Consider the following 16439-nt stretch of genomic DNA (forward strand, 5'->3'; position numbering starts at 1 on the left):
GCGCTTCCGTTCAACAACGCAACAACGGAGTCTCGCCCGAATTGCTGACGGGCATGGTGTTTCGCCTGGACGGCCCGATGTTGGATCAAACGAGATTCAACGCGTAGGTTTTGACCAGAGAACACAGTAACGTGCCGGACAGGAGCATGAGGACGAGCGACGCAAGACGCAGCAGTCTGGGGGTCTGCTCGATCAGATTGTCACTATGGTTGCATGCGCTGCCGAGACTGGCCCATCCCACGCCGATGGGAACCAGGATGGATAGGAAACAGGTCATTGCAACAGCGAAGTGTTGAGCGGTCCGAAACGCCTCTGCCGGGAAGATTGTGCTGGCAAACAGCAGGCCTTTGGGGTTCGTCAAGGTTGAGACGAACATATCCTTGGCATTCACGATGCGGTCGCCACGTTCTTTGATCAAATGGCTGCGCGCCCACATCTTCAGCGCCAAATAACTGATGTAAGCCGCGCAGCCTCCCTTGAGGACGGCTTGCAGCCACGGAAATCGGCCGGACACGGACGCCAGCAGAAATCCCAGCGAAGAAATCGCGATGAAGTACCCGAGTGCTTCGGTCGCGATCAGCGGAAGGGTTGTTCGTAATCTGACGTGCAGACCGGAGACGAACAGCAAGGTGTTGGTCGGCCCGGGGATCACAAGAATCAGCGCCGCACCTGCGATCATTTCGAACATTGAAGCCGGGAAACTCATTTCAACTCCACAATATTCGGCGCCCCGCACGCCGTGATGTTCGGGGCGCCGTTCGCCAGGTTTTCGAGCGTCTGGCGTAGCGGCGCTGCCGAAACCGGCTCGACTACGGTTGCTGACTCATGCATCGCTGCTCATTCTTGTCGGCGCGCTCGAGCTGCCGAACGGTCGTCTCGCCGACGCGGTCAACCCAGCCTCGGTAGAACGCGCGGTACTTGAGCACAAGCTTGTCGTACTTGCTGTACGCACCGCCGCCGTCCGGCTTCATCCCGTTCCAGATCTTGACGTCGTACCCGGCGGCCTGCCTGGTCTGCAGCCCAAACAGCACGTAGTCAGTCGCCCGGCGCAGCAGGCCGCCCACCTTCTTGATCGAGATGAGCATGTGCATGACGTTTTTGCCCTCGCTCACCGGCGTGACACACTGGAGCAGCTTGTATTTGACGACGCCGTCCAGGGCAACGGTCATGACGCACCCGCCGGGGTAGCCATCGAAGTGCAGGTTCATCTGCGACATGTTCAGGCCGAGCGCACGCGACAGCATGCCGAGGGGCCCGAAATACCGGTCTACGGTGAAGTCGATCCCGGCACCGAACCACGCCCCCGCCCGCGCGAGCGACTCTACCTCCGGCCACGGGCGCCAATCGTCGAAGCGCTTGAGCTCGAAGGCCGAGATCGGGAGCCCGTGCACGGGGTTCGCGTGCTGCGCGTCGTAGAAGTTCTCGACGATCCGCAAGACCGCAGTTGTCGTCTCGAACGCGATATGCAGGTGCATAAAGTCGTCGTTGTCGACGTCGGCCGCGGCGATCTCGGGCAGCGGGTGCAGCGGCTGCGGCGACCCATACCAGACCCACACGTAGCCATATCGCTCGGCGGTGACCAATGTCGGCTGGCGCGCTGCGCGCGGGACGGGCTCCAGCTGGAGCACCGCCGGGTTGTGGCCGGGGATGTGCACGCACTGGCCCCGCTCGTCGTATCGCCAGTGGTGAAACGGGCACTGGATGCACCCGTCCTTGATCTGCCCGTCGGCCAGGTTCGCGCCGAGATGCGAGCAGTGGCGGTCCATCACCACGGCCCGGCCGGTCGCGCCACGCCACGCCACGCACGGACGGCCGAAGAGCGTCAACGCCGTTGGCTTTTCCTTGAGGTCGTCCGAGCGCATCGCAACGTACCAGCTTGCGGCCAAACGTGTGGTGGCGTCGTACATCCCCCGGGGATGCTCCTGGGTGTCCGCTTGATCCAATTGAGCGTCGTTCATCATGTTCCTGTGCGTTGGCCGACTACTTCAGCGCCAAGCCGATGCGGGTCGTGACGTACGCCCTGAGCAGCGCGAACATCGGGTTGTAGTCAAAGTACCTTTTCACCTCTGCCGGCGCGCTCGTTTGCGTCCAGTGCAACAGCTTCATCGCCGGCAGCAGGCTGTACTTCGAGTTGTTGAGCTGCGGCTTGGTCCCGTTGATGCAGTACCCGAAGCCGAACATCGGCTTGGCGAACTCTCTTTCGTTGATGAGGGTGTGAATCCGTGCCGCGGCCTCCTCGGCCGACTTGCGTCCGGCGCTCACGGCCTCGACTTCGGCTTTGGCGTCGTTGAACAACTGGTAGTACCCCTCCATGTCCGCACACAGATACCCAAGGTATGGGGGATCGTTGTCGAGGTGATCGAGATCACCCTCGTCGCGCGACGCACGGAACCTTGCGTGGGCTTGCACGAGCCGGAACTGCCCGAGGATCGTGCCGACCGCCCACAGCCTGTGGAATGCGTCCCACAGGCGGAAGTCCGAGAACGCCGTGTAGCAGCAGCTGACGAAGTCGTCGTTGTGATCCAGAAGCTTCTGCTGCAGGCGCTCGATGTACTCGAAGCGCTCGGGGGAGAAATCGTCGTCGCGCAGCGCCTTGATGAGGCGCGCCGCGAGCGCGTGGATGGTCACAGCGGTGTTCTCGAGCCCCCGGGAGAAGAGCGGATCGATGAACCCGTTTGCGTGCAGCATCAGGCAGTAGCGGTCGCCAACGCAGGCGCGCGACGAGAACTGCAGTCGGTCGGTCTTGACCCAGTCGCGCACTGGCACGGCGTCCTGGAACTGCGCCGCGATACTCGGGAACCGCGCGAGGAACTCATCGAATTCCTGCTGCGCGGAGATGTCCGATTTCGGATAGACACGCGGGTCGAGCTGCAGGCCGACGCTGACCAGGTTGTTGGTCGACCGGGGGTGGTTGTTGAACGGAATCACCCAGAGCCAGCCGCCCTCGAACATATGGTGCAAGGTCCCCTCATGCCAGCGCCAGCGCTGCCCCTTGACCTTGAAGATGTCGTCGAACGGCTTGACCCCGAGCATGTGTGTATAGAGGCTGCGCGAGTGCGTCTTGAAGCGACACGGCTCTTCGCGGAGCCCGAACTTGGTTGCGAGCGGCGCGCGGGGGCCTCCGCAGTCGATCATGTAGCGGCCGGTGAACCGTTCGCCCTGGGCGGTGGCCACCGCGACGCCGTCTTTGTCGGCGTGGTATTCGGTCACGCTCGTTTTCTGGCGGACCGTACAACCGTATTTAATGGCGGCTTGCAACAGGTAAGCATCGACGTCTTGCCGGTAATAATGGCTCTCCGGCCCCCACGGCAGTTCGGGAATGACGCACTGCGTGAACTCCTTTGGGTTGTGCTCCTGGCCCGGCTTGTGGAACACGAAGCCGAAGTTGCGTTTGATGCCCGTGCTCGACGCGACGTAACGCTGCGTCGAGTAGAACGACGTGATGTGGTCGAGCTCCGGAATGCCGTAGCGATCGGCAATGATCCGGTTCATCAGAGACGTTTCGGGGATCGACGATTCGCCGATCGTGAACCGTGGGTGCGACGACTCCTCAATGATCAGCACGCGAAACTGCTGTTTGGCTAGGATGGCCCCCATCTGGGTGCCGGACATGCCCGAGCCGAGGATGATCACGTCGAAGTGGTTGCTATTGCTCCCCGTCGCGGGGCTCTTCTGAGTCATGGGGGTAGGCTCTCTTTGTGAGGTGGAACACATGGCCGGTTGTTTCAAGCTTGGTCGCACGCGGCGCGCAGGCGCGACCGCGCGGTACGTGTGAGTTCGAGTAGATCGCCGAGCATGGCGGGCGCGTACCCGCCGCTGCCGATTGCGGGACCGCTTCGGCCGGCTTCGTACACCCGCTCCGCCAAGTTGCGATGAGGCGCCCGGAAGCGCAGCAGGACCTCGAAGACCCGGTCGAGCGCCGCCAGCCCGGCCTCGACGCGCTCGCCCCGTGCCTCGCGTGCATGCGCCTCGCCGAGCGCGCGGTCGATGAGCGACGGCCGCTCAGCGAACCGAGCGTAGACCGCCCTGAACGCGGGGAGCACATAGGGCAGGTACGTCTCTTTGAATTCTCGATAGGCCTGGTGGTCCGATTGCGAGCCCCACAGGACGTGCTCCAACACGAAGAGGGGCATTTCTACGGCACCAGGGCCGAGGTAGCTCTGGCCCCCGACTCGAATCGGATCGTAGAAAGGGCGGAGCTCGTCGTAGAAGACCTGCGGCGAGATGTAGCGGTAGGCGTAAACGATCGATTCGACCATTTTCTGCAGATAGGCCGCTAGCTCGTCGCACTTTTCCGCGAACGCGGGCGACCGAAGGGGCTCGTCGGACAATTCGACCGTCAGCGCAATGGCCGCCTCGAGGGCCGCCATCGAGATGCGCACGCTCTCGAGCAGGTGCGCTTCGTCTGGGAGCCCCGTGTAGCTACGCTGCGTGTCGGCCGCCGCCGGGTTCCAGACCGTCACATGCAGGAGCGTTTCGCGCGGCGGCAGGTCGGTCACGCGCGCCAAGTCGAGCAGCACTGGCTCCAGCCCGGGCACCGCGTCCACGGGTTCGTGCCCGTACCGCTTGAGCGACCCGAGGAAGAATCCGATGTCCCGCATCGCGGCGGCGGCTTCGACGAAGCCCCAGCCGGAGGGCACGCCGCCCGCCGGGAGGAACTCGCGCAATAGGCCGACGATGCCAGGCACGTCCTTTTTGCGGTTCAGGCTCGGCAGCTGCAGAACGTGCGCACGCGCCTGCAGCGGGTCGCAGGCCGCCACTGCAGCGTGTGTGGCGGCGACCGCGCCCACTCGGTCCAGGGCCCGCTCCACTACAGGATTTCCGACGTAGCAAGCGCCGGCCCAGACTCGCTGCGTGACAGCCGTGCGCCGGCCTCACGCAATGACCGCAGGTAGTCGTAGTTCGTCGGCAGGGTGGTCCGCAGACGCTCGGCCTCGCGCCGGATGCGGGCGAACATCGCCTCGGCCTTTTCGATCGACTGCGGTCGGTGCTCCAAGAGCGGCAGCGACCGGTCGGGCAGCATGCCCAAGCCGGCGAAGATGCAGTAGTAGTTTCCGTTCAACCAAAAGTTCTTGAACTCGTAGTCGAAGGTCTCGTAGTACGTGGAATCGTCGAACGACGTGGTGGTCAGCGGCAGCCCAGCCTTGTAGCGTTCAACCTTCTCTTTGATGGCGTCCGAGAGCCGCAGCTCGTGCCGGTTCGCAAGCCAAAACGGGGTGTCGTCGCGCTGCGAGGTGAAATAGTGCGCCTGGACGAAATCGCGGCAGTCGTCAAACATGTGGACGATCTCGGCGTTGAATGCGTCGGCCAGCCGTGGATCGAACGAGGTGTCGGGGAAGTGCTTCACGAGCTGGTAAAGCGCCGCATAGATGAAGTAGATACCCGTCGATTCCAGGGGCTCCAAAAAGCAAGACGACAGCCCGATCGCGACGCAGTTGTTGACCCATGCCCGCCCGTTGCGTCCCACCCGGAACTTGATCTGGTTGAGCGGCTGCTTGTCCGAGAGGCCCCACAGATTGAGGAAGTCGGCGGTGGCTTGGTCGCGCGAGGTGAACTTGCTCGAAAAGACGTAGCCGCTACCGAACCGGCCGAGCATCGGAATCTTCCACGTCCACCCCGAGTTCATGGCGATCGCGGAGGTGTACGGCTCGATCCCCTTGCGCGCATCGTCGTGGGGCACGGCGCTGGCGACCGCGCTGTCGCACAGCAAGTAGTCGGACATGTCAATGAAGGGCTCCTTCAGGGCCTGGTTGATCAAGAGCCCCCGCATGCCGGAGCAGTCGATGAACAGGTCCGCCTCCAGCGTGCGCCCCTCCTTGGTGGACAGGCTGGAGATGTAGCCGCGGTCGTTCAGGTGGACTTCCACGACCTCGTCGATCACGCGGTGCACCCCGCGTTCGACGGCCCAACGTTTCAAGAAGTCGGCCACCAGGTGCGCGTCGAAGTGCCACGCGTGGGACATCTGGCGGGTCCCGTCAGACAGGCACGGTGCCAGGTTGGCGTCGAGTGCCTCGGCCTGCGGGTAGCAGGCATACGCCATCGGCTGCTGAAAGCCCTGTTCGCGTTTGCGCAGCCAGTAGTGGGTCAGTGGCACACCATCGCAGTTCGGCACGGTGCCGAACATATGGTAGAAGTGATCGTCGCGCGAGGGGTCGGGAGACTTCCTCCAGTTCACGAACTTGATGGCGGCCTTGAACGCGCCGTTCACCTGGGGCATCCACTCCCGCTCCGGTATCCCGAGGAAATCGAAGAACACCTTCTGCAAACTCGGGATGGTCGCTTCGCCCACGCCGATGCGGGGAATCGCGGCGGACTCGATGAGCGTGATGTTCGCGTGCTGTTGAAGGGCGCGCACGAGGTACGACGCGGACATCCAGCCTGCCGTGCCGCCGCCTACGATGACGATATTCTTGATTGGTTTGCTCATAAAATTCTTCTCATAGGATTTAAAGCTTGAGGGGATGGTGCTGCCTTATTGAGCTGAACTCGCAACTCGTCCGGTAACGCGTCATAAGTGTCTAGCTCATCACGACAAATGACACCGGGAGGGGCGCAAAAATTTGCGAGGAAAGAATCAAAAAACCAGGAAGTCGCGAATCACGCGCAAACATCATTTGCGCATGGCAATCAGTTGCTAAGCCGGTGTAAATCACCGGCTACTGTTGCCGTTATTCGGATTGGATAGCCGATTGGAGCCGTCAACCGCGATGGCCTAGTTGCGTCGTTTTGGACCAGTGGCACTTGCGGAACCGACCCAGGTACCGGTCCCCCCGGCCGGCGGGAAGACGATCCGCCGTGTACCGCCAAACGCGGCGGAGCCCGACGATTGGATCTGTCGGTACGATGGATCAGTGAGGTGAGTGACTGCCGGAATGGAGACGTTGTCGGTATAAGCGTAGCGGGCGAAAAACGACGTAGCGACAGGCGAAATACCGAACATCGTATTTATTACACGCGTCATGCAATATTTTCATCGTGGCCAATTTCTGGAAATGTGGGAGTCGTGCTCGTCGCGACAAAAACTAGGCTAGTGAAAATCGACCGCGTCCGCCTATGAAGGCTTTTAAATTCTGATCTAAGAGATTGTTTGAAAGACGAAGTGAGTGCGACGCCGCAAGGGGGAGTGCGGAACAAGCGCATCGAGAACGCGAAGCGCAGCCAACCCACTGGCCTCGTCGTTGCCCACGTGTGGCGGCCAAGCAGGATTGAGCTTAAGCAGCGGGCCGGCGTACTCGCTTTTCGGTGGAACCCAGTCGTGGGTGTCTGCAAACGGCTTTGTGGTGGTTGGCGCTATCGCCATCGACTCGGGGCGATTACCGCTAGCTGTCAGCCTGACGCACCGCTGCCAATAGAGCATTGGCGATGGGTGCGTGCTCGTGATGGCCGCGCGTTGCTGGACTATACCGAAGGACCGCTTCTGGCTGCGGATTCAACCGGGTGAACGCCACGTCTCACTTCGCGCAGCCACTCACCGGCAGATCGATTTCTGCCCGTCAGCCGTCGAACACATGCTTTCACACCCACACTCGGTGGAAGTATCTGTGCGCGAACTCGTCCGTCGGCGTACGAACTGGACTATCCACACCATGGCCGGCAGCAACATCAGCAGCGCAAACAAAGGCGAGTGGGCTAAGCCTGCTCCGGTGATTCCAAGCCACGCAAGCAACGGTGTTAGCAGCGAAGGCGCCGCGCAGCAGACGGCACATGCTGCCGCAGTGCCCCCACCAACAATTCCCAAATTCTTCAGAATCCTTTTCATGAGGAACTCCTCGTCAATGGTCTCAAAAATGACCTTGCCAGGAATGTAAATCCTCAAGTAACTTGAGGATCAAGAGCCTTTTGGGAGGTGTTGATGGAGAGTGGGAAACTGACAATTGGGACACTTGCCGGTCGTACGCAGTGCACTGTCCCCACCATCCGATACTACGAAGAGATCGGCCTGCTGCCGCCGGCGCCTCGAAGCGCGAACGGGCTGCGCTACTACAGCGAGGTCGACCAAAAGCGCCTGCTTTTCATAAAGCGCTGCCGGGATTTCGGATTCCCTATTGAGCAGGTCCGCGACCTAGTGAGCATGTTCGAGGACGGCGATCGCGCCTGCGTCGAGGCACGCGACATGGCGCAGGGCCACGTGACACAGGTTCGCGCCAAGATTGAAGAGTTGCGTCAGTTGGAGGAAAGCCTGTTGGCGTTTGTGCAGAGTTGCGACGAGGCCTGCATAGGAGGAGCAGCGCAGGACTGCACGATCATCGGGGGCCTGTCGTCGCAACCGCCGACCCCAGGTACGAGGTCGTGCTGCAGCGGGACGCGGGAAGGTATTGTGGAGAGCGCTTCTGGAATCGTGGAAGTGAGGCGCAGTTGAACATGAAGTGGACCAGCGCCGGACGTATCGCGCGCACACAAAAAAACAGCCCCATCCCGAACGGCGCTCCCGCTTGCCCATCACCATCGAGACCAATAACAAAGCAAGAATCGGAGCGTATCTAGAGAACACAGTCGGCATCATGGACCCATCCACTCACGGAGCAAGGAAGCCATGAATAGCCCTCACGTTGTTGCCGAACCCCCCATTTTGTATCTCGGAACGCCCGTTGTTCTGGTTAGCACGGTCAACGAAGACGGCGGACATAACCTTGCCCCTATTTCGTCGGCTTTCTGGCTGGGCTGGCGGGGGGTGCTTGGTATCGCGTCGGCGTCGCAGACCACGCGCAATCTGCTTCGCACTGGCGAATGCGTACTCAATCTTCCTTCCGTCAACGAGGTAGGCGCCGTCGACCACATCGCGCGAACCACGGGCGTGCATCCTGTCTCCGACTTCAAGCAGGCGATGGGGTATGTCTATGAACCCGACAAATTCGGCCGCGCGGGAATGAACGACATTGGCATCGGATACCGTCGGGGCTGCGCGCGCGCTCGAGTGCCCGATACAGCTCGAAGCTGTGGTTGCGGCAGTTCACGGCATCGGTGATGACAGTGACCAATTACGCGGCTTCATCAGCTTGATTGAAGTGCGGATCAAACGCGTTCACGTCCATCCTGATCTGCTGATGGAAAGTCACGCCAATCGGATCGATCCGGATAAGTGGTCGCCTTTAATTATGAGTTTCCAGAAGTTCTATGGGCTCAGCGGACAGGTGCATCCGTCCAGACTCGCTGATATACCGGAAAGGGCGTACGAGCCGCTATCGCAGTTGTGATGCCGGCAGGGCGTCGCATTCCGCAGAGCGGTAAGACAGTAGCAGCATCGAGGCCACCAAGCAGACGACAAACACTGCTCTTGTTTTTGTCATTGAAACCTCGCTAGCCTTAACCTAATCCCGTTGATACACCTTGTCTTCCACAGAGGGGGCACGCAACATCAAGGTCTCCACTGGGGGGAACACTTTTGTCACCGCATGGTAAACGCCGACAGGAAAGCAGCAGAATTCCCTTTCTTTGATAAGGGTACGCACGCCTTCGACTTCCACTTCTATCGCGCCCTTTAGGACAATGAAGCATTCGTCGCTTGATGTATGGAAATGAGGTTGTTCGCCTTCGCCCACCCAACTCTCATTCGTATTGTTGTACCAAATCTGAAGCTGGCTTGATTTGAAACCAATGTCATCCGGCGGTACCCGTCCGGATAACAAGGTTGAGTAATCAGGGAGTTTTCGATGATGAATCAATGAGACCTCTTTTCATAAGTACCCTACGGCCGCGTCTTTCCATCGAGCCTCGGGCCTGGAGTTGAGTGCCTCTTCCACACGCGCGATGATCTCTGAGTCTGGCGTAGTGAGATGTCACCTCGTAGGAATGACTGCTCACTAACGCAGCGTCGGCCAAATTGTAGGTGTGCGAGCAGCGCGGTAGACCACTGCTTTCAGGACTTCCGCGCTCGATCCGCGCAACAGCGTTTGACTAGCAATCCGACACGCTCAACGCTCCGACCGCTCAACCACGACTTCGCTGACCTGGACCACCGGCACGATGTCGGTGTAGTTGGCGATGTCGCCCAGGATCTCCGCGCGATGCGGTTGGATGGCGGTCTCGTAGCCTTCGATCGAATCACAGATGAACGCGCACATCGCCACGAAGGTGGGCGGTTGACCCGGTGCTCCGCCGGCCAAGCCCTTATCGATGGTGTAGTACGCGCAGGCACTGCCCAGCCGCGCCTTCACCAGTGGCATGTGCCGGTCGCGGTAGTAGGCGTGGTCGAAGCGCGCGCCTTCGGTGTACGGGTACATCACGGTGACCTTGATCATGCGATTCTCCTTGCTGTCATTGGCGTCGTCGTCGCTGAGGGATTCTCACGACTGCCGGCGATCATACCCGTCGCACGGTCGAGGGAGCCATGCGCGCTGCATGGGGCGGGAGGCGCTTCAGGACGCCGCGTGGTTCAACGCATCAGCCGTTGATGGCAGAGGACCGTCTTCCGTGATGTAGGCACGCGAATTTCCCGCACGCTGGCGGATTGGCTTGAGCGCTTCATCGGCCGGCGACTGGTACCATGCCTTCGGGCGCCGCGCCTTCCGATATCGTCTGCGCCGAAGTCCTCATCGATCGCTACACATGAAGCCGGCGCGAACTGGTCAAGGCGTAGCGCAATCAGAAGGTGCGGCCGTGTAATGGGCGGGGTGTGGTGTGCTAAGGGCTTTCTGGGCCGAATACCCTCGAGCCCTCATGACTGCGTTTCCACCACAAACATCCGCGCCTGCTGCGCCTCCTGACGTGCGGCTTTAATGGGCGCATACCGCTCGGAATGGTAGAAGGCCAGCGCTTGGTCAAGCGTCGGAAACTCGAACACGCCGGCCAGCGGCAGCGGTTCGTCATCGCCCTCCAGCATCTGCGCAACCGGGCCGAAATGTACGATGCGTCCGCCGGCTTCTTGCAGCGCCGCTTGAAAGCGTGGCGCAAGTGCCGCCTGCTTGGCGGCGTCGATGACGCGCAGGTTGATGTGGACATATGCTGGCATTGTGCTCTCCTAAATACTGCATATACAGTATTATCGGGTGGCACGGTTGTCAAACGAGGTCGATGTGAAGGGTTTTGATCCAGAATCTTTGAAGAACGTCGCAGCGGAGTGCCCGGGCTTTCAGGCACGCGCAACGGCGCGGTCGCTCACGCGGTACTACAACGCCTGCTTCCGGCCGCTCGGGCTCACGGCGGAGCAATTTAGCCTCTTGGTCGGCATCGGAGAGGCGGGCGGTACGACGCTGGTTGAGCTTGCGGATAGAGCCGGCGTGGACCCCACGACCCTGAGCCGATCTGTTCAGAATCTTGAGAGCCGGGATTTGGTCTGCGCTACTGGTGGACGCGGTCGCGCTGGCAAGCGGCTCACCCTAACGACGCTTGGTCGTCGGCTCGTCTTGAAGGCGCTGCCGGTATGGAATTTAGCCAAGACGACACTGGCCGCTCAAATAGGCGATGAAGCCCTGGAGATGGCAAGGCAAGCAATGGCCGAGCTTGCAAAGGCTGCGGAGTCGTCTGAGGTCTAGGGCGTTAATGAATAAGGGTGCGCGCCTCGCGGACATGCCCGCTGCTGGCCGACGCGTCGAAGGAATGGCGTCATAGGCCTGCAATGCGCGACCAGAGCTGCTCCGGCTGCATGGTGCCGTACCACGACAAGAATTGCTTCCGGTCAGACTCCCACGGTTCCCCCAGGGTTGGCCGCGGGACTGCCCTATAATTCAACCGCTACGCAACTGGCGACGAAGGATGGGGCACCATCGGGAAGCGTAGCGGTTCTGCCGCCGTTCGCCTGGGCACATTGGTATTCGTTTTCAGCGACTTCACCAACGATCGCCCGTCACTCTTCCTGTATTTTCAAGCGCGCTGCCATCTACCAAACTGGCACGATTTGCCATGGGTTCGCGCTAGGCTGGGAGAGCGCACGATCGGTGCATCCGGAGCAACACATGACCATTACCCTCGATGGAAAAGCACTCGCGGCACACCTTGAAATTGCCTTGTTGCCGCGAGTTGAGGCATTCAAGAAGCGCCACGGCTACGCCCCTGTTCTGGCGACCATTTTGGTTGGCTCGGATCTGTCCTCGGCAACGTACGTAAGAATGAAGGGCAACGCGTGCAGACGCGTTGGCATGGCGTCGAAGGCGATCGAGCTACCTGAGTCGGCGACGACGGCGGATGTACTCGCCGTCATTGACGCGCTGAACGCAGACTCGCGCGCTCATGGCATCCTGCTGCAACACCCGGTCCCCAGGCATGTTGACGAACGCCGGTGCTTTGACCATATCCACGTCGCCAAAGATGTGGACGGGGTCACCAGTCACGGTTTTGGAAAAATGGCGTTAGGCGAGCCGGCATTTGGGTCGGCCACGCCGGCTGGTGTCATGCGATTGCTTGCGCACTACAACCTCCCCATCGAGGGCAAGCTCGCCGTCGTCGTGGGTCGCAGTCCAATTCTCGGCAAGCCGATGGCGCTCATGCTGTCCAACGCAAACGCGACCGTCACGCTCTGCCACTCCAAAACCGCCGATCTCGAAGCAGCGGTGCGTAGCGCAGAAATCGTTGTCGCCGCCATCGGGAAACCCAGATTCATACAGAGCCATTGGATCAGCAATGGCGCCGTCGTCGTAGACGCCGGATATCACCCTGGCGGCATCGGGGACGTCGACCACGACGGCTTGATGGGACGATGTGCAGCCCTCACCCCAGTGCCCGGCGGAGTGGGGCCCATGACGATCTCCACGCTGATCGGACATACGCTTGCGGCGGCTGAACAGTCCATCGCATAGGCGCCACGTCTCGTGGGAACGCGCGAAGCGAGAAGCGCACCGTGATGGCGCGCAGTCTCAATGCCTCAACGCCGGGGCCGAGAGAATACGTTGACGAGATTTCCGTCCGGGTCACGCAACAGGAGCGAGCGATTGCCCCAAGGCATCAATGTCGGCGGCATCACGATGTTCGCGGCGGATGCCCTCATCCGTTCGAACACCGCGTCAACGTTCTCCACTTCGAACTCCAGGATTGCCGATTGATTGGCCGCGGCAATGGCGGCTCCGGCATTGAAAAGCTTGATCAGGTGTTCGGATGACATCGCAAGGGTCGCGCCGTCGAACCGGAGTTCGGCAAATCCATCAGCAAGGCGTACGGCGTCGATGCCGGAAAGCTTTTGATAGAACGGGATCAACCTTTCGAGATCCGGGGTAACAACACGAATCGACGCGAACTTCATTCTGAGCTCCTCTCCAAGAAAAGAGCTTCAGTCTAATGATCCATGCTGTCAGGTTCTGGCAGTATCGTGCGGCTCGCAAGCTGATGGCGCTTGCGCCATTCGCGAAGCAGAGTGGAGCGCCGCTTGGGGTAGCGCGCCTCCATCTGTTCGACGTGCAGGATCCGGTCGGCCCGGAAATTCCGAAAATCCGCTCGAAGCTCGCACCAACACATCAGAACGCGTGCTTGGTCGAAGTACACCAGGGCAAAGGGCCACACAGTACGCCGTGAGTGCGTACCGCTGCCATCGACATAAGTGATGTCGAGCTTTCGTTCCACGCGGACGGCGGCGCGCAGAAGGTCTGGGGAGATGGTGTGGGTCGGTCTTTTCAGCGGCGCGCCGATCAGCAGCGACGATTCTTCCAGTTCGCGACGCAACTCTGCGGGCAGGACGGCGGCAATCTTCGCCAGCGTGCTCAGCGCACCGGACGATAACGCCGGGTCACAACGATCGGCCACCCAGCGCATGCCCAGGACCAGCGCATCGAGTTCTTCCGAGCCAAACATGATAGGGGGCAGCATGAAACCCGGCTTCATTACGTATCCAATGCCGGGTGCCCCCTCGATCATCGCGCCCTGCGCCTGCAGACTGGCGATGTCCCGGTATAGCGTGCGGATGCCGACGCCGAGTTCGTCAGCGAGGCGCTGGCCGCTCACCGGACGCCGATGACGACGTAACACTTGCAGGAGCTGGAGGAGGCGTTCGGCGCGGGACATACGGAAAGCATAGGGGCGTTCGGATGGACGCCGCATTCTTGACGATGTATGCGGCCTTGTCGAACGCCCGAGTATGGCGAGGGCGTTCGCGCACGTACTGCATGGGCGCTCGCGCGGAAGCACCCGCCGGCATACCGACCAAAGCCTCCCACTACCTCGCCCCGCCAAACAATTGACTGACCACGCCGCGCAGCCAGCGGTTGCCCGCCTCATGGTGATACCGCGCATGCCAGTGTTGCCGCACGGCAAAGCCTTCCACGGGGAACGGGCACGCGCGTACGGCCAGGTCATTGGCCTTGGCGAGCGTTTCGCCGATGTGGCGGGGCAGCGTGGTAATCAGGTCGGTCGTTTGGATAATCGCGCCGAGCCCCAGGAAGCCCGGCAGTTCCAGCACGATCTGACGCTCGATGCGCTCGCGCGTCAGTGCCTGTTGGAGAAGTTGCGCCCCGGTGCCCGCCGTGACGGCGACGTGCCCTTCCGCGCTGTATTGCTTCACGCCAAACCGCGTGCGGATTCTCGGGTGGTGCCGGTTGGCCAGGCAGACCCAATCCTGCTCGTACAACTGCTGCTGATAGATGCTGCCGCTCAGCCAGGGCACGTAGCCGATGGCGAGGTCGGCTTCGCCTGATTCCAGCGTGCGCTCCGTATTGCCGTCAATTCTGGCGGCCTCCAGGCGGACACCGGGCGCCTGCGCACGAACATGCGCCAGAAGACGTGGCAGCAGTGTAATGTGGCTCGCATCGGTCATGCAGATGCGAAACCGCCGCTGCGCTGTCGCGGGGTCGAACGCAATCTCCCAGGCCGCAAAGCGCCTCAGCGATTCGAGGATCTCCCGGCACGGCCCGATCAGCGCATCCGCCTGCGGCGTGGGCGCCATGCCGCCGGGCGTACGGATGAACAGGGGGTCCCGTATGTAGTCCCGTAGTTGCCCGAGCCAGATGCTGACCGTCGGCTGGCTCTGGCCAAGCTGCTCGGCAACACGGCTGACGTTGCGAACGTCGTATAGCAGGTCGAACAGTTGAAGCAGCTTCAGGTCGGGCAGGGCGGCAAGCGCCGCTGCATTATTGTCCATGGCAATAACGGTATTGTGATCATTGTATTGCCAGTATAAGGGCCGCCTCCTATCGTGCAACCACACGTGAAGGAGACGCCATTGAAGATTGCGATTCTGGGTGCCGGCGCACTGGGCTGCGCCATAGGGGCGACCCTCACCGAAGCCGGCCATGAGACCTGGCTGATGGTCCGTTCACCGGACCGCGTCAACGCCATGCGAAACGACGGCCTGCGGGTGGACGATGCCCAGGGCACGCGACACATCCAGGTGCGTGCGGCGACGCACGCGGCAGAGGTTGGGGTCGCAGAACTGGTGATCGTGCTGGTCAAATCATTCGAGACCGATGCCGCCATGCGCGGTGCGGTGGAGCTGGTCGGCCCCGATACGCTGGTGCTGTCGCTGCAAAACGGCCTCGGGCACGAAGAGATTCTCGCCGACATCGTGGGCCGTGAACGCGTGCTGGCAGGCAAGACCTATGTTGGCGGGGTGATGCGGGGCCTCGCGCATATTCAATCGGGTGTGGTCGGCAAGGCCACCTACATCGGCGAACTGGATGGCCGTCTTACGCCGCGCGTGCAGGCCGTGGCGGAAGCTTTCAATGCCGCCGGGCTGGCGACCACCGTTACCGACAACATCGTCGGCACGATGTGGGACAAGCTGCTCGTCAACGTGGCCACCGGCGCGCTCACTGGCATCACGCGCCTGACCTACGGCCAACTCTACGACGAGCCACTGCTCAAGGCGACCTCGCTTGCAGCCGTGGCCGAGGCCATTGCGGCGGCACAGGCCGCGGGCGTGAAGCTGTCGATGACAGACCCCGAACAGGCATGGACCCTGGCCGCCGAAGGCCTGCCAGCCGCATTCAAGACCTCGATGCTGCAAAGCCTGGAGAAAGGGACGATCACCGAGATCGATTTCATCAACGGTTCGGTTGTGCGTTGCGGGCAGCGGTACGGTGTGCCGACCCCCGTCAATGCCACGCTGGTCGCCTGCATCAAGGGGATCGAGCGCGCCATGGCAGACCAACTGGCCGACCAACAACGACAACATAAGGAGACCACCGCATGAGCACCCCCAAGGCCTATGTGGAACACGTCGCCATCTGGGTGAAAGACATCCACTGGCACATCCGTTTCTTCGAAGAGGTGCTGGGCATGACCCTGCGCGAGATCGACGGCACGCATGAAGCGCCCCGGCAGTACTGGACGCTCGGTGGCTTGCAGTTCATCCATGCCCCCGAGTTCGAAGGCCCCGAAGGCCGACTCGCTCACCTGGGCGTGATGTGCGAAGACCTCGAAGCTGCGCTGGCTTTGGCCCAGAGCTTTGGCGTGACCGAAATGCCGCAGGGCCGCAACTGGCTGCGCTTGCCGGACGGTCTGGCGGTCGAACTCATTCAGGCCAAGCCTGCGTCGTGCGTGGCGCAGGCGCTGGCGATCAACCCACGTGCGCAGGCATGAAC

16 protein-coding genes, 1 pseudogene and 1 riboswitch are annotated in these 16439 nt (G+C 61.4%); of the genes and pseudogenes, 6 read left to right on the forward strand and 11 right to left on the reverse strand.

Features of this window, described 5'->3' with window-relative positions:
• Positions 1–85: 85 nt before the first annotated feature.
• The 5 genes from ACN9M1_RS17720 to ACN9M1_RS17740 all read right to left on the reverse strand — a co-directional run bounded on the left by ACN9M1_RS17720 (position 86) and on the right by ACN9M1_RS17740 (position 6427).
• Complete coding sequence (locus ACN9M1_RS17720; RefSeq protein ID WP_426399879.1) at positions 86–706, reverse strand: LysE family translocator; 621 nt, start codon at positions 704–706, stop codon at positions 86–88.
• A gap of 103 nt (positions 707–809) precedes the next feature.
• Positions 810–1958, reverse strand: coding sequence for a Rieske 2Fe-2S domain-containing protein (locus ACN9M1_RS17725; RefSeq protein WP_426400747.1), 1149 nt, complete (start codon positions 1956–1958; stop codon positions 810–812).
• A gap of 22 nt (positions 1959–1980) precedes the next feature.
• On the reverse strand, positions 1981–3681 hold the full coding sequence (locus ACN9M1_RS17730; protein ID WP_426399880.1) for an NAD(P)/FAD-dependent oxidoreductase: 1701 nt from the start codon (positions 3679–3681) through the stop codon (positions 1981–1983).
• Between the two features lie 44 nt (positions 3682–3725).
• Positions 3726–4811, reverse strand: a complete 1086-nt coding sequence (locus ACN9M1_RS17735) for a monodechloroaminopyrrolnitrin synthase PrnB family protein (protein WP_426399881.1) — start codon at positions 4809–4811, stop codon at positions 3726–3728.
• Entirely contained in the window at positions 4811–6427 is a 1617-nt protein-coding gene (locus tag ACN9M1_RS17740; protein WP_426399882.1) for a tryptophan halogenase family protein, read from the reverse strand. Before ACN9M1_RS17740 ends, ACN9M1_RS17735 begins: the two co-directional genes overlap by 1 nt.
• Positions 6428–7852: 1425 nt before the next feature.
• Here ACN9M1_RS17740 and ACN9M1_RS17745 point away from each other — a divergent pair.
• Positions 7853–8359 carry a MerR family transcriptional regulator gene (locus ACN9M1_RS17745; RefSeq protein ID WP_426399883.1) on the forward strand — a complete coding sequence of 169 codons (507 nt, stop codon included), beginning with the start codon at positions 7853–7855 and terminating at the stop codon, positions 8357–8359.
• Between the two features lie 174 nt (positions 8360–8533).
• A pseudogene (locus ACN9M1_RS17750) lies at positions 8534–9194 on the forward strand (flavin reductase family protein).
• A 114-nt stretch (positions 9195–9308) separates the two neighbouring features.
• Here ACN9M1_RS17750 and ACN9M1_RS17755 read toward each other — a convergent pair.
• The 3 genes from ACN9M1_RS17755 to ACN9M1_RS17765 all read right to left on the reverse strand — a co-directional run bounded on the left by ACN9M1_RS17755 (position 9309) and on the right by ACN9M1_RS17765 (position 10948).
• A complete protein-coding gene (locus tag ACN9M1_RS17755) occupies positions 9309–9662 on the reverse strand; it encodes a cupin domain-containing protein (RefSeq protein ID WP_426399884.1) in 354 nt (117 codons plus the stop codon).
• A gap of 249 nt (positions 9663–9911) precedes the next feature.
• Entirely contained in the window at positions 9912–10238 is a 327-nt protein-coding gene (locus ACN9M1_RS17760) for an EthD family reductase (protein WP_426399885.1), read from the reverse strand.
• 416 nt (positions 10239–10654) lie between these two features.
• Positions 10655–10948 (reverse strand): DUF1330 domain-containing protein, encoded by a 294-nt coding sequence (locus tag ACN9M1_RS17765; protein ID WP_426399886.1) that lies wholly within the window; start codon positions 10946–10948, stop codon positions 10655–10657.
• A gap of 64 nt (positions 10949–11012) precedes the next feature.
• Here ACN9M1_RS17765 and ACN9M1_RS17770 point away from each other — a divergent pair, with 64 nt between their 5' ends.
• Positions 11013–11471 carry a MarR family winged helix-turn-helix transcriptional regulator gene (locus tag ACN9M1_RS17770; RefSeq protein WP_426399887.1) on the forward strand — a complete coding sequence of 153 codons (459 nt, stop codon included), beginning with the start codon at positions 11013–11015 and terminating at the stop codon, positions 11469–11471.
• A gap of 193 nt (positions 11472–11664) precedes the next feature.
• Positions 11665–11747: riboswitch (ZMP/ZTP riboswitch) on the forward strand.
• Between the two features lie 144 nt (positions 11748–11891).
• Positions 11892–12731, forward strand: coding sequence for a tetrahydrofolate dehydrogenase/cyclohydrolase catalytic domain-containing protein (locus ACN9M1_RS17775; protein ID WP_426399888.1), 840 nt, complete (start codon positions 11892–11894; stop codon positions 12729–12731).
• 65 nt (positions 12732–12796) lie between these two features.
• On the opposite strand, the gene ACN9M1_RS17780 is transcribed toward ACN9M1_RS17775, so the two are convergent.
• From ACN9M1_RS17780 to ACN9M1_RS17790, 3 genes are all read right to left on the reverse strand, one after another.
• On the reverse strand, positions 12797–13171 hold the full coding sequence (locus ACN9M1_RS17780; RefSeq protein ID WP_426399889.1) for a VOC family protein: 375 nt from the start codon (positions 13169–13171) through the stop codon (positions 12797–12799).
• 32 nt (positions 13172–13203) lie between these two features.
• A complete protein-coding gene (locus ACN9M1_RS17785; RefSeq protein WP_426399890.1) occupies positions 13204–13926 on the reverse strand; it encodes a helix-turn-helix transcriptional regulator in 723 nt (240 codons plus the stop codon).
• Between the two features lie 151 nt (positions 13927–14077).
• Positions 14078–14998, reverse strand: coding sequence for a LysR family transcriptional regulator (locus ACN9M1_RS17790; protein WP_426399891.1), 921 nt, complete (start codon positions 14996–14998; stop codon positions 14078–14080).
• A gap of 81 nt (positions 14999–15079) precedes the next feature.
• Here ACN9M1_RS17790 and ACN9M1_RS17795 point away from each other — a divergent pair, with 81 nt between their 5' ends.
• Both ACN9M1_RS17795 and ACN9M1_RS17800 read left to right on the forward strand, forming a co-directional pair.
• Entirely contained in the window at positions 15080–16048 is a 969-nt protein-coding gene (locus ACN9M1_RS17795; protein WP_426399892.1) for a ketopantoate reductase family protein, read from the forward strand.
• Positions 16045–16437 carry a VOC family protein gene (locus ACN9M1_RS17800; RefSeq protein WP_426399893.1) on the forward strand — a complete coding sequence of 131 codons (393 nt, stop codon included), beginning with the start codon at positions 16045–16047 and terminating at the stop codon, positions 16435–16437. Before ACN9M1_RS17795 ends, ACN9M1_RS17800 begins: the two co-directional genes overlap by 4 nt.
• Positions 16438–16439 lie beyond the last annotated feature (2 nt).

Source organism: Ralstonia sp. R-29, assembly GCF_049913345.1.
Taxonomy (GTDB): Bacteria; Pseudomonadota; Gammaproteobacteria; order Burkholderiales; family Burkholderiaceae; genus Ralstonia.